Source organism: Variovorax sp. DAIF25, from assembly GCF_050711835.1.
Taxonomy (GTDB): Bacteria; Pseudomonadota; Gammaproteobacteria; order Burkholderiales; family Burkholderiaceae_C; genus Variovorax.
This window is the reverse complement of the sequence record NZ_CP136637.1, coordinates 2,394,200-2,408,833: the sequence shown is the minus strand read 5'-3', so window position 1 is coordinate 2,408,833 and position 14,634 is coordinate 2,394,200. Positions and strand designations below refer to the sequence as shown.

Genomic DNA, 14,634 nt, shown 5'->3' with positions numbered 1-14,634 from the left:
TGCCGCAGGGCCATGGGGAAACACATTGAATGTGGCCTCCATGCACATCGTCACCGTCCACTTCCACATCGCCCCCGAACACCGGGAAGACTTCCTCCGCGAGATCAAGGCCAACGCCTCGCGCTCGGTCGAGCACGAGCCCGGCTGCCGGCAGTTCGACGTCTGCGTGGCGCCCGACGACGCGGGCCATGTCTTCCTCTACGAGGTCTACGACGACCGCGCGGCCTTCGACGCGCATCTCGCGAGCGCGCACTTCCAGCGCTTCAATAGCATGACGACGGACTGGGTGGTCTCGAAGCAGGTGGAGAGCTTCGAGCGGGTCTGAGGCGGCGTCTTCAGCCCTGCTTCGCGGCCGGTTCCTGAGCTGCGAGCACGGCCTTCAGCAGGCCGGGAAAGCGCTTGTCCACTTCCTTGCGGCGCAACTCGTTCACATGCGCGGGGCCGTCGGTGCGGGTGCGCACGATGCCCGCCTCGCGCAGCACCCTGAAGTGATGCGACATGCTCGACTTCGCCCTGCCCCCGCCCAGCGCGGCACAGCTGGCCTCGCCGCAGCCGGCCAGCTCGTGCACCACGCGCAGACGCTCGGGATCGCTCAGGGCATAGAGGACCTGGGTCAGCGAGACATCGTCGAGGGCCGGATGGTTGAGGCTGCGCATCGCGCGACCATAGCACGGATCGGCTTTTGTCCTATTGTTCGATAGTTATCGAACTAGTGTACGATCAATTCTTGTTCTTCACACGTTCTCCAGGGATCCGATGCCAAGCCTCTTCTCGCCTTTCGCTCTGAAAGATGTCACGCTGAAAAACCGCATGGTCGTCTCGCCGATGTGCCAGTACTCGGCCGTCGACGGCGTGGTCAACGACTGGCACCACGTCCATCTGTCGGGCCTCGCGCGCGGGGGCGCGGCCCTGGTCATCGCCGAAGCCACGGCCGTTTCGCCCGAGGGCCGCATCACGCCCGGCTGCGCCGGGATCTGGACCGATGCGCAGGCCGAGGCGTGGCGCAAGATCGTCGCCTCGGTCAAGGCCGCCGGCGCCGTGCCCGGCATCCAGATCGCCCACGCCGGGCGCAAGGCGAGCGCCAACCGGCCCTGGGAAGGCGACGACCACATCGCAGACGGCGACGCGCGCGGCTGGCAGACCATCGCCCCCTCGGCCGTTGCGTTCGGCGGCGGCCTGCCGAAGGTGCCCGAGGCCATGACGCTGGCCGACATCGAGCGCGTCAAGGCCGACTTCGTGGCCGCGGCCCGGCGCGCGCTCGACGCGGGCTTCGAATGGCTCGAGCTGCATTTCGCGCACGGCTACCTGGCGCAAAGCTTCTTCTCGACCTGGTCCAACCTGCGGACCGATGCCTACGGCGGCGACTTCGAAGGCCGCGCGCGCTTCCTGATCGAAACGCTCGCCGCCGTGCGCGAGGTCTGGCCCGAGCGCCTGCCGCTCGCGGCCCGCTTCGGCGTCACCGAGTTCGCGGGCCAGGACGACCTCGAGGAAGGCATCGAGCTCGTGCGCAGGCTCAAGGCGGCCGGCCTCGATTTCATCGACGTCAGCATCGGCTTCTCGACGCCCAAGGCGAAGATCCCATGGGGCCCGGCCCTGATGGCGCCGATCGCGCAGCGCGTGCGCCGCGAGACGGGCCTGCCCGCCACCACGAGCTGGTTCATCAGCGAGCCCCGGCAAGCGGACGAACTGGTCGCCGGCGGCACCGTCGACCTGGTCACGCTGGGCCGGCCGCTGCTTGCGAATCCGCACTGGCCGTACCGCGCCGCGCTCGAGCTCGGCGTGGACAAGGCGGCATGGACGCTGCCCGCGCCATACGCGCACTGGCTGGAGCGCTATCGGTCTTCGTGATCGTCGGGCGCGCCAGCCAAGCTGCGTAGATCCAATTTCGCTCCCCTGGTCATTCGCGGCCGCTGGCACGCATCGGGGCGACGACTTTCTCCTGCCATCGTCGAGAAGAACCCGGTCGGGGCGAAGAGACTTCCGCCCACGCTGTCTGACCGGACGCATGAGCGCAATAGTCCAGGGCCTGACGAAGTGCAGTGTCCACCCTGCGCAGGGAGATGCAATGCCGGTCCGCCACGTCCTGGCGGGTCATCTCCTCTATTCGCAGCGCAACGAGTACCGAACGATGCCGATGCGAAAGCCGCTGCATTGCCTCCTCGACGGCTTCCACGGCCGAACGCGCCTCGGCGATGGCATCCGGGCCGGGCGCATGATCGACCAGGAGATCGAGTGCGCTATCCCACTCGGCCACGTACTGCCAGGACCGATCGTGGCGCAGGCGATCCATGGCCAGGTTGCGAGCCGTTCGGTAGACGTAGGCCCCGGGACTGCGCACGGGCTCCGATGCCGTCATGTCGCCCAGGCGCAGCCAGGCGTCGTGCAAGCACTCGCTGGCCCGATCGGAACAGCCGAGATCGCGGGCCAAGCGGCGATGCAGGTACGCGTAGTTCGCCGTCAGGAACGCCCGCAGCACCACGCCGGGGAGTTCGCCGTTGCCCACGAATTCAGGATCGGGATCAAGAGACGATGCATCGGCCGCGCCGGGGACGCCCGGACAACACGAAGAATGTGCATTCATAGCGGACCGCCTTCGCTCATCGCCCCTGGGAGCAAGGACCGAGACCGAAGTCGAGCGGGGAAAGCGTCTTACTTGGCATGCCGCAACCTGGTCTTCTCGGTTTCGGTCAGCAACGACATCACGGACGCGTCGAACTGGTTGCCGTGTCCGAAGACCTGCACGGAGTGGGCAGGGTCGTATCGAAGCGAAACGCTCGATGGCGAGCCGGGGCGCGGCGGCGGCGATGTATCCGCACCTCCCGGGGACAGGCTTTCGTTGCCGAAGCCCAGCACCCGCACCGTGAACACCGACGGCAGGCTGCGCCGCGCCGCGTCCCGCTCGTTTCGCAGGGATTCCTGCGCCGCCATGGCCGCCGACGCCGCCGCCGCGCTGGCGTTGGTCAGTGCACCGATGTTCACCGCAGCCACCATCGGCAGACCGGTCGCTTCGCCTTCGACTTGGATGTTGTCGGCGTTGAGCACCTGCAGCGCGGCAATGTTGAGGTTGCTGGCGACCCGGATGCCGGCATCGCCCGCATCGATGGTCCCCCTGGGCGCGACGAGGTCCACGTCGCCTTCGCCCACGGTGCCGATGCCGGCGCCGCTCATGTCGCGCTTTTCCTGCACGGTGATGTTGCCGTCCGCGTCCGACGTGACTTCCGGCGCCTGCGGGATGCGCACCGTCTTGGCGCCGCGGCCGGCGTCGATGTCGCCCTGGCTGGACCACAACACCTGGTCGCTGCCCAGGGGCTCGGCCTGCGAGACGAAGGACAGGATGCGCGAGCGGTTCACGATGATGTCCCGGTCGGCGAACACATTGACCTGCCCCGGCGAGGCCAGCGTCACCAGGCCGTATCCGTCCGGCACCACCGCGCCCAGCCCCGCCACCTGCAGGCCGCCACCGGGGGTGAAGACGTTGATGTCGCCCCCCTGGTGGGTGCGCGCCGCCATCCGGGTCGCGGCGATGCTGCCCACGCCGGACCAGCTGCTGCGCCAGTTGTCCGGCAGGTCCGCGGCGTAGCGAACGGGCTGGCCTTCGGCCGTCGCACCGCGGAACAGCGTGTCGATGGCCGCGGAGCCGCGGCGGTAGCCGCCGTTGATGGGACCGTTCTGCCCGTCGCCCCCGTTCTGGTCGCGCCCTCCTTCGCGCAGTTCATAGACGAAGACCTGGCGCAGGAACTGCTCGCGCACCAGGGACGGCAATTGCCGGTATTGCTCCCACGCCTGCTGCGGGCTCAGCTTGCCGTCCGCGCGGCCGGTCAGGCCGGCGACCTTGTCGGCACCGAGCACGCCTTCCACGAAGGACACCAGGCCCCGGCGCGTGAGCTTGGGCAGGTCGCCGCGGTGGTCCACGCCGTCGGTCAGGTACAGCGGCGCCACCGTCCCGTCCGCCAGGGTGGTCTTCAGGTACTGCGGCATGGCGGCCACGTTGGCCGGGTTCAGGTAGGCCGACTCGAAGGCGTCGTAGCTGGCGGCCTTGTTCATGCCGGCCATCAGGGTGATGTCGGCACCCTCGACGGGCAGGGCCTTGATGATGTTCGTTTCCTCGCCGCGCGGCGTTGCCGACACGTAGTCCCAATAGCGATTGCCGTTGGTGTACAGCGAGAAGTTGTTGCCCTGGATGTCGCGCCCGGCCAGCAGCAGCAGCTCCCCCGGCCCTTGCAGCGCGGTGCGGCTGCCCCTGTCGTAGTAGTACGAGGCCGCGCCTCCGCTGGCTCCCGCATAGGGATGCGACAGGAACCGGTTGGCGACGGCCAGGATGTCGTTGCCCGCCGCCAGCACCGTGCTGTCGGTGGCGCGCAGGTTTCGCGCGCTCAGCTCGAAATTGCGGATGTCGGTGCCGGCCTGCACGCGCACCGATTCCGACGCGATCAGGTTCAGGTCGCTGATGGAACCGGCCCCCGCGTAGAGGCGGCTGGGCGCGAAGTCGTGCGCCTGCATCGGCAGCGTCTGCGGGTTGTCGAACAGCTCCGCCCCCCCATTGGCGCTGTTCGTCAGGAAGGCATTCGTCACCGAGAAGCCGCCATAGACGGACTTCAGCGGCGCACCAAACGCCGACGCACCGCCCAGCATGGTCGTGAGGCCTGTCCACGGGCGGAAGATCGAGGGCCACTTGTCCAGCGTGGTCTGGGTCATCACGATGGCCCCCGTGTTCAGCAGGCTGCTGCCGCGCAGGAAGCGCAGATCCTGGGCAGCCAGCAAGGAGAGGTCGGTGGTGTTCGCCGGCGCCATCGCCAGCAGGCCTGCGATGTCGATGCTTCCGCTCAGGGCCGACACGCTCAGCTTGGCCGGGTACAGGCCCACCATGTCCGTCTGGAGCTTGGTGTCCGTCATGCCGTTCACCAGCTTGGTGGTGTTGCCCGTGTCGTTGCCCGCCACGTATTCCGACTGGTTTTCCAGGCGCACGTTGCCGCCGGTGGACACCAGCGTGACGGCGCTGCGCTCGGTCTGGCTGCTCATGAACATCGCATGGCTGGCCCCGCCACTGGTGTCCTTGTCGGCCTGGTCGATGTAGGCACGGCGTATCTGCATGGGGTCGATCACGGTCTGCAGGACCAGGTCGCCCAGCGTCTGCAGCTTGAGCGTGGCGTCCGACAGCGCCAGCACGGGCGCGATGTCGTAGGCATAGGTGGCGCCGGACCCGTTGCTCGACGTGCCGGTCATGACATAGCCGGCGGCGCTGGTGCCGGCGTCGATCTCGCCGGCGCCGCGGCCCACGTAGTACTGGCCGGCCTTCAGGGCGCCGCCCGCGCTCACCTGCAGCTGCCCGCCGTTGCGCGTCACGATGGAGGCCGCGGCATCGCCGGCGGAACGCCCGCCCGTCACGCGCATGGTGCTGGGCAAGGCCACCACCAGGTTCACCAGGTCGCCGCCCGCCGACAGCTTCACGTTGCCGCCGCCCAGCGCGCCCAGGCCCTGCTGGAAGCTGGCGTGGTTCACCCACCAGCTCGGTTGCTGGCCCCGGGTGGACATGACCGGCGCCCAGCTGTCGCCCATGTTGTACGCGTCGTAGTAGCCGGTGGGGCTGCCGAACTCGCCCCCGTAGCGCCCCTGGCGGAACAGCCATTCGGTCAGGATCTGGTCCGAACGCACGCCCTGCTGGGTCGGCGCGCGCACGCTGCCCTGGACCGCGACGTCCAGGTGACCGCCCGCGGTGCCGTACTGGGCATCGACGCTGGCGGTGTCGAAGCCGCCACCCAAGGTGGGATCGGCTTCGGCCCGGCCCGCCGTGTACAGCGCGGACTCCTTGTGGGCGAGCACCAGGTCGCGCCCGGCGCGCACCGTCAGGTCGCCGCTGCCGGTGCGCACCAGCTTGCCGGCGCCCGACTCGGCACCGGCCGTGCCCACGCGGATCGTGCCGGCATCGCTCGCGAGCGCACCCGGCGTCCGCGTGGCCAGTGCGTCGACCGAATTCAGGTCCGCGCCCGCCACCAGGCGCAGGTTCCACGACGCGGCCTGCTGCAGCCGCGCCGCCCGGCCCGCGCCGTTGTCGCGGCCCGCCACGTCGAAGCCGTCGCTCAGATGGCCGTCGATGTTCAGGTTGCCGCCGGCGCGCAGCGTGAGCGTGCCTTCGCGGTGCGCCGCACCGAAGCTGTCGAACAGATTCCAGTCGCGGCCCAGCGTCAGGTCGCCCGGGCTGGTGATCTCGATGCCCGCCGCCAAGGTGTAGGCGCCTGCATTGCCGCCCAGCCGCGTCAGGATGTCGGTGTGGCCGGCAAAGGCATTGGCCTCGGCGATCGCCTGCGGGGCCACGGATTCCACCGTGCCGTCCGTGCTGGCATGGCGGCGCACGCCTTCGAGCACCGCGGAGCGCGCGCCCTGCACGGCGGCGTTCAGCGCCGTGACGTTCAGGCCGTCGTTGCCCGCGGTGCGCTGCGCCCGCAGCCGCAGCTTGCCGCCTTCGCCGCCGCTCAGGTCCAACGTGCCGCCAGCCAGGTTCAGTTGGCCGTCGACCGCTTCCAGGTCGATGCGGCTGCTGCCCAGGCCGTCGATGGCGTCGGTGGCATGGGCTGCCAGCACCGCGCCAGCCTGCATCGTCAGCCCTGCCCCGCCGACCAGGCGGATGCTGCCGCCGTAGGCCGCGTTGGCCTCGACGCGCGCCGTGCCGTCGACAGAGATCACGCCGCGGTCGGTGATGACTTCGAAGTCGGCCACCCGCGTGGTGCCCGCGATCGTCAGGTCGCCCTGACGGACGCGGAACTGCCGCGACCGGCTGAAACCCGAATCGTTGAGCGTTCGCGCCAGCGCGCCGAAATCGTCCAGCCGATCGATGGCCAGCGCAAAGTTGCCGCCATTGCCCCCGGCACCGGCCTGCGCTTGGAGCGTGCCCCCGAAGTGGACCCGTCCGCCGGCCGATGCATCCACCGTCAGGCGGCCGGCGTCGCCGCCGTGCGGATGGGCGGACAGGTCCAGCAGGCTGCCCGGGGCCAGGTCGATCAAGCCGCCTCGCGTCGCGAGGCTGATCTGGCCCGCATCCACGTACTGGGCCGCGTCGAAGAAGACTTTTTCCAGGCCCCCCGCGTGCAGGCGGCCCGACTCTGCAACCGTGAGGTTGCCCGTGCCGGCATCGACCGCAATGCTGCCGCCCAGCGCGAGCACCGGCAGCGCCACGGTCACGCCCTGGCCCGACAGGCTCAGGCGCGCGCCCAGGCTGGCGCGGCCCAGTGCCGCCATCTCTTGCGCATCCAGTTGCGCCTCTTGCTGCAACACCAGCTGCCCCTGCGTTCGCAGGGCCTGGTCGGCGCCGGACACCCCTTGCAGCAGCGGCGTGCGCAGCGTCAGCGCCGCCGTCCCGGCGTCCAGGCCCCCGGTGCCTTCGCCGGCGATGCGACGGCTGGCCGACAGCAGCACCTGGTCGAAGCCGGACATCGTCTTGTCGCCCGCGCCCAGCACCAGTTCGCCTGCCGACAGCTCGAGGCGACCATTGCCCGTGCCCGCGCTGCCGAGCGACGCGCCCGTGTTCTGCAGCGTCAGGTGGGAGGCCTGTACCTGCACGGCATCGGCGCCATGACCGCGCAGGGCCGCGGCGTCGAACACCACCTGCGCCAGGCCGCGCATGTCCAGCGAGCGATAGAAGTCCAGGCTGCCGTAGCTGTGCAGCGTCAATGCCTGCGCGCGCGACAGCTGCGCCAGGGCGTCGGCGTCCAGCACCAGGCCGCCGCTGCCGCCGCCGATGCCGATGCGGCTCGCGGCCACCGACAAGGCCTTGCCCGACAGCTGCGCGCCGGCAGCCATCTCCGTGTTGCTGGTGGCGTCGAGCAGCAACGCCTCGCCGCCCTGCAGCAGCGCGCCGGCGCCGATGCGCACCTGGCCGCCGACCGTGGTGTCGACGTTCTCGCGCAACGCCCGCACGGCCTGGCCGCTGCTCACGCGCACCAGCGCACCCCAGTCCCTGGAGGGTGTGACGATGTGGTCGTCGCTGGTGTCGTTCGGCGTGTTGTTGTCGCTCCACACGGCCGCCACCTGCGGCTTGAGCACCAGGTTCGCCTCGTCGCCCGAGGCCCGGCCGTCCGCGCGCAGCACGCTGCCCGACTCGATCGACACCGCATTCGCCGCGGCCAGGATCACCTCCGGGCCGCTCAGCGCGGTGCCTGCCGTGTTGCGCAGCACCACGTCGCTGGCGGCCACGTCCACCTGCAGGCCCCGCACATCGCCCGTGCGCGTGCCGCCCACCAGCAGGCTGCCCGCGCCGAAGCGCGTCAGGCTGCCGGCGTCCACGACCAGGTAGCCGTCGGCGCGCAGGTCGTTGCTGTCCTGCCCCGCGCCGACGATGGCGATCTTCGCGGCGGCAATGTCCACCAGGCTGCCGCGCCCGCCCGCATCGGGTTGCGCGCGCAGCTCGCCGTCCAGCGTCAGCGCGCGGTCGGCCTTGAACACCACCGCGCCGCCATCGCGGGCCAGGCGCGGGGTCACGACGTCCTGCCCTGTCAGGCGGTACTGCGTCAGCTTGAACGCGTCCGACGAGAAGAAGGCGTTGCCCCGCGCTTCGTTGTACTCGCTGACCTTGCGCACCAGGCTGCCGGGCAGCACGCGCCAGCCCGAGGCCGTGGCATCGCGCGCGCCGCTGATCGTGTCCTGTTCCCGCCCGGCCACGATCGTCGAGCCGTCACGCAGGCTCACCACCTCGCCACGGGACGCAGCCCACGCCGGCAAGGCCTGGCCCGTGCTCTGCACCGCAAAGGCGCCGGGCAGCAGCGCATAGCGTGCCGGCAGGAGCGTGTACCAGCCGGCCCCCAGGCCGCCGCCGGCCAGCCAGACCTTCTGGCCCGCCGCACCGCCCGCCACGGGCGACAGGCCCTGGTAACCCGGCAGCACCGCGTACATGCCGGGCAGCGTCAGCACGTCGTGCGAGCCGCCCGAGCCGGGCACGTGCTCCCACGCATGCAGATCGCCCCCGCCCGCGATGTCCACCACCGCGCCCGCGGCCATGGCCACGTCCGGCGCTTGCAGGAGCACGCGCTTTTCCGGCAGGGACGACAGATAGCGGTTTTCGTCCAGTGAACTGGCATCGCCGGCATTCGCACGATTGCGGCCCTGCGGGTTGGCAGGGTCCAGCCAGTATTCGGCGTTGCGCAGGCTGCCGTAGAGCACGTCCAGGCCCGCGCCGGACACCGAGGTCAGGCTGTTCGTGCCCAGCGTCAGGCGCTCGCTGGCATTCAGCGCAATCTGTCCGAAGGGCGCGCGCAGCACGCCGTCCTGCTCGATGACGGGCGCGTTCAGCGTCAGGCTGCCGCCGGCCGACAGAGGCGCCGCGGCGCTACCGTTGCCGCGCACGGTGATGGACCGGTCCGAGTTGATTCGCGCCGTGACGGCCGTGGCCGGGTAGATCTGCGCGGCCTTGATCTCCAGCGCGCCACCCACGTCCAGCGTGGCCCTGAGCTGGGAGTCGTCGTAGTCGGTGCCGCCTTCGCTGTAGGCCCCTGCCACGAAGCGCAGGTCGGCGGTGTCCAGCACCGTGCGTTCGAAGCCGCGCAGCTTGACGTCGACGGGCGACGCAGACTCGCCCTTCGCACCCCTGCCTGCGATGTCGATGGCCTGGCTGGCCGACAGGATCAGTTCGCCGGCATTGCCGGCCGTGGCGCCGACCGTGCCTGCCAGCGGGTTCAGTTGCAGATGGCGGGCGTGCAGGCGCACCACGCCGCCCTGCCCGTCGCTCCTGATGACCGGGGCGGTGATGCCCAGGCGACCGGCGACGCTCAGGTCGACGCCGCCGGCAAGCTGCACGCCCACCTGCGTGGAATGCAGATCCACCGCCGAGAAGCCCGTGTCCTGCAGCGCCTTCGCCGACACGTGCAGGGTGCCATCCGAGGTGGCGATGTTGCCGATGTCGATCTTGTGGGTCAGTGCCGTTCCGGTTCCGCTCCAGAAATACTTGTTGAGCAGTTCGACCACCCGCTTGTCGATGCTCGCGTCGTGCTCCCACGGCGCCCTGTCGGCGCCCGGTCCCGCGGCGAGCGCCGCGCCCGCGTCGAGGACGAGCCCCTGGCTGCTGGACACCGACGTTGGCAGCATCGTGTTGAGCGCGGTGCGCATGGCACTGCTCATCTTGACGTCGCCGGCATACTCGTCGTGGACGTCGAGGTTGCCGCTGGTGCCGATGATCCGCGCGTATCTTTCGCCGTTGAACGTGTACGTGCCGGTGGGGCTCTTGTAGTAGAGGAAGGAGCCGATGTCCGGCGCCACCAGGTCCCCGGACGCACTCCCGGCCGCGCTGGTGTCCGTGATGGACAAGGACCCGCCCGCCGCCTGGGCATTGCCGCCGTGGGCGCGAAGCCTGGCATTCATCGCACCGCCGGCCGCGGCCGCCATCACGACCGCGCCGCCATCGCTGCCCAGCTCCTGGTTCACGCGCCGCAGGGCGCCGAGCGCACCCGTGCCGCGATCCCAATACGCCACCGTGCCCCGCGCGCCCGACACGTCGATCAGCGCACCCGCTTGCGCATCCAGCGTGCCGGCGTTCAGCGTGACCGTGCCGCCCGGCAGCACCCTGCCCTGGGGCAGGCGCATGACCGGGTCGTGGAAGATTTGCGCCACGCCGGGCAGCAGCAATTCGGCCCCGTCGGCCAGCGTCAAGGTGTTCTTGGCGCGGATGTTCAGCGCCCCGGCCGGTGCCTGAAGACGGCCCGCCACGAGCACGGAAGCCTGCCCGGACCCGTCGGCGTCCAGCGAGATCGCGCCGCCGGTTTCGGTCTGGATGCTGGCGTTCGCGTCGATGCGGATGCCGCCGCCGGACGCGGCGGTCGCCAGCGACAGGCCGCCGGGCGCGCGCGCGGCGCGGCGCGGCTCGCTCAGTTCGTCCAGTGCCCTGGGGGCCAGCACATCGCCCAATGCGCTGCCGCTGGGCAGCGTGCGCAGTGTCGATACCGCGGCGGGCATGTCCCAGCTCGCGGGTTGGATGTGGACCCGTGCGCCTTCCGCGACCACGATGTCCCCGCCGAGCGAACGGATGCCGATCGTGCCGAAGCCGCGCTCGGCGTACAGGGTCTGCGGCAGGTGCAGCGGCTTGGCTGCGCCCGATGTACTTTCGCCCGTTGCCCCGCCCGCGAGCGCGGAGCCGCCCACCTGCACGTCACCGGTCGCAGTGAGGGTGAGCCGGGACGCATCGCCCCCCGCCCAGCCGCGCAGGTCCAGCGTGTCGAGCGCCGTGTTGTCGAACGCCGTCAGGCTGATGGCCCCGCCATTGCCCGCCTGCACCTTGCCCGCCTTGCCGCCCGACGTGACACCGGACAGCCAGCCGCCGCCGGACACGTCCAGCGCTGCGCCGGCGGCCACGTCCACGTTGCCGTACACCGTGCCGAGGCCCTCTTTCATCGGAGTCCCCAGTGCAATCGAGCCACCATGGATGGCGCGGCCCAGCGTGACGCCCCCAGCGCTGTCGTTGACCCACTGGCCCGCGACGCTCAGCAGGCTGTTCGCACCCAGGCGCAGCACGCTGTCCGACTGGCCGCCGGCGCTCAGGGCAATGGAGCCACCCGGGGCGATGAGCTTGCCCTGAATGTCGAAGTTGCCGGGGATGCCCTGGCCGTCGTAGACCGCGGCCGTGAAGCGCGCCCCCGGCTGCAGATTCACCACCGCGTTGTCTTCCAGCACGAAGCCCGTGTTGAGGTTCAACTCGATGGCGCCCAGGCCTGAATGGCTCAGCCCCGCGGCGGACAGCCACGTGGTGCGGCCCACGCCCGCGCCGGCGCCGGGGGATTGCCCTTCCGGCTCGGTCAGGAAGGCGTCCCTGCCCAGCGGGCTGCCGATGGAGAAATCCGCCGGCAGCAGCGCGGGCCTGTCGCTGATGATGACCTGGCCCAGGGTCCACATGCCCTCTTGCGCCCGGTTGGAACCCACCGTGAGGCGGCCGGCCCGAGGCAGCTCGGACGCTTCCTGCACCCGGTCGCCGGGCTGCACCGAGCCCCTGAACTCACCCTCCAGGATGAAGGCGCTGCCGGCACGGATGTCGATCGAACCGGCATTCCGGCCTTCCTCGTAGCCCGGCTCCCAGCGCCGCCCCGACAACAGCGGATTGACATAGGTCTGCGTGACACCCCAGCGCGCATGCGTGTACTGGTACTGGCCCGCGATGCCCTCGTAGGTCATGTCCGCCGGAGCGGACGACATGGTGTAGCTCCGCCCGTCCACGCCTCGCAGCAGGGTTTCCGTGTTCCAGCCGTCGCTGTAACGCACCGAGCCGCCGGACACGTCCAGAATCGATCCCGGCCGCGTGATCACCGAGCCGTTGGATTGGATCGTGATGTCGCCGCCTCGCGCCGCCAGCTCGGACAAGCCGATCAGGCCGTTGCCCACCCAGCCCGTCACGTCCGCCAGCGGGGTGCCGACCCAGACACCCTTGACCGCCTTGCCGGACTCGTCGGTGACCCATTCGACCCCCGCCATCAGCCCCTTGAAGGTCCCCGACTTGCGTCGATCCACGACGACCTTCCGGCCGTACAGCCAGGTATTCGCTTGCAGGTGGGAGTCGCGCAGTTCGTTGATGCGCAGTTCGGCTTCGACGAAGTTGCTGGCCATGTCCACCGGCATCTGCATCAGTCCCGCGGTACTGACGGTGGCATGTTCACCGATGAGAATGCGGCTGCCGTCGCCCACCTGGGTGTTGCGCTGCAGGGCCGCAGGGTTGGCCTGGGCCTGGATGTCGATGTTGCCCGCAGCGGCGGTGACCTGGGCACGGGTCTGCACGTCGATCGTCTTGCCGTGGAGCTCGATGCGGCCGGGCTGGTAGCGGTTGGCCAGCGAGCCGCTTTCGATCCGGGTGGTGTCCTGCCAGTCGTTGACGACTTGCGTGATGCTGTCCGGCCCCAGGGTCAGCGTGCCGCCCGACCAGGCCGCCAGGTGCGAGACGTTGGCCGCCAGATTGATGTCGATGTTGTGGACGCCCTGGCCCCAGGCGTGCAGGCGGATGGAGCCGGTCCGGTTGTTCAGCGCGGTGCTGGCTTGCAGGATGCCGTGCTGGTTGACTTCGCGCGACACCATGGTGATGTCGCCGTGATCGGCCTGGACGATGCCGGTGTTGAGCACGCTGTAGCCGACCTGGGCCGCGCGCTGCTCCATCAGCGGCAGGATGTCGGACACGATGCGCCCGATGAGGTAGGGCTGGAAGGCAGGCGCTGTCTGCGGATTGATCAGGAACTTGGCCGGAAAGACCCAGGGCCGCACCGACGAGGCGACGGCATCGAAGCCGCGCACGGTGGGGCTGATTTCCCTGGCTTCCAGCCACACGTTCTCGCCGGCGCCCAGCAGCGTCTGGCCACTCGGTGTCCGGATGCTGCCCGCATTGCTGACCTTGGGTGCGAACATCAGCACGTGGCCACCCTGGCCCGTGATCTGCGCACCGGCCAGCACCTTGACGTCGCCTGGCGGCTTGCCCGGATCGAAGGCCGGGCCCATGTCTTCGAACAGGACGTTCGAATCGGTCGGCATCTGCTTGGGGTTCTCGCCGAAGGTGGGAATCCCGACGCCGACTTCCAGGCCGCTCCAGTAACCGGGGTCGCCCGCCTTCGCGCCCAGGCGCGTGTTGAGACCGGCCTTGAACTGTTCGTCGCTGAGTTTCAGGCTGGAGGCGACCAGGTTGCGCACGTTGACCTGGCTGCTGCCGGTGAACAGGATGCCGTTGCGATTGATGAGGTAGACGCTGCCCTCGGCCTCTATGCGGCCGGCAATCTGGCTGGGTCGGCCGCTGGGATCGTTGATGCGGTTGAGCGCGATCCACTCGTTGACGCCGGTCTTGGCCTGGGTGCCGGCACGCTGGTCGAACTTCACCGTCGTGTTCTTGCCGACATTGAAGGTCTCCCAGTTCAGGATGGCCTTGTCGGCGGTCTGCTCGATGGTGACCGTGGTCCTGCCGTCCGCTGCTGCTTGCACGGGATTCCTGGCATTGAGCCAGCCGGCCGTCAGCGAATGGGTGTCGACCTTCAGGCCGCCTTCGGCCAGGCCGTCCGGCGGAGATTCGCCGCTGGCCAGCGCCTCGGCCCGCTTCTGTGCCTGCTGCGCCTGTTGCGCGGCGATCGTGCGCGCGGCCAGGTTCAGGTTGTTGATGGAAGCCTGCAACTGCTGGCTCGCCGCGGCCGATGGCTGCGTCGGGTTGATCAGGCTGGACGCCGGGGTGCCGTTCGGCAGTTTGCCCGTTGCGATCACGCCCGCCCGAGCGGCGCCCTTGTCGGCGAACCACGCCGGACCGAACACCCGCTGGGCGTGCGCGCTGCCGAGGACCCCACCCGCGGCCAGCGCCACCGCGATGGCCCGCGCGACTGGCGCCATCCTGAAAACCTGCCGCGCCGCGCGTGTCGGTCGATTCTTCTCGTTGTACCCACTGATGGTCATTTCTTGTTCCCGCCGAAGTAAGGACTGTGCCGAAGGGGCTGCGCGCTTCGCGCAGGCAAGCCGCATTCAAGAAGCCCCCTGCGATGGCAATCAAGAGCCAACGCGACAGGAGCCGTCAGTTCCTTGACGGGACGGAAACGTCGAATTCCAGAAGAATATTTTTGGACTCGTTGCGGGCACGCGCTCGCCGCTGCGGCCTCCATCTGAAAAGTCCTTGCAGATCAACGGCGGAGACGCGCTGCACCTCGGCAA

General features: G+C 69.9%; 5 protein-coding genes. 2 read left to right on the top strand and 3 right to left on the bottom strand.

The window, feature by feature from the left end:
- Positions 1-40 precede the first annotated feature (40 nt).
- Positions 41-325 (top strand): putative quinol monooxygenase, encoded by a 285-nt coding sequence (locus tag R0232_RS45450; protein WP_431513738.1) that lies wholly within the window; start codon positions 41-43, stop codon positions 323-325.
- 10 nt (positions 326-335) lie between these two features.
- Here the strand turns inward: R0232_RS45450 and R0232_RS45445 are convergent, their stop codons facing one another.
- Positions 336-656 (bottom strand): ArsR/SmtB family transcription factor, encoded by a 321-nt coding sequence (locus R0232_RS45445; protein WP_093345369.1) that lies wholly within the window; start codon positions 654-656, stop codon positions 336-338.
- 100 nt (positions 657-756) lie between these two features.
- Between R0232_RS45445 and R0232_RS45440 the strand changes: the two genes are divergently transcribed.
- Positions 757-1,848, top strand: a complete 1,092-nt coding sequence (locus R0232_RS45440) for an NADH:flavin oxidoreductase/NADH oxidase (protein WP_431513737.1) — start codon at positions 757-759, stop codon at positions 1,846-1,848.
- 49 nt (positions 1,849-1,897) lie between these two features.
- On the opposite strand, the gene R0232_RS45435 is transcribed toward R0232_RS45440, so the two are convergent.
- Together R0232_RS45435 and R0232_RS45430 are read right to left on the bottom strand one after the other, a co-directional pair.
- A complete protein-coding gene (locus tag R0232_RS45435; RefSeq protein WP_431513736.1) occupies positions 1,898-2,581 on the bottom strand; it encodes an RNA polymerase sigma factor in 684 nt (227 codons plus the stop codon).
- Between the two features lie 68 nt (positions 2,582-2,649).
- Complete coding sequence (locus R0232_RS45430) at positions 2,650-14,382, bottom strand: filamentous haemagglutinin family protein (protein WP_431513735.1); 11,733 nt, start codon at positions 14,380-14,382, stop codon at positions 2,650-2,652.
- Positions 14,383-14,634 lie beyond the last annotated feature (252 nt).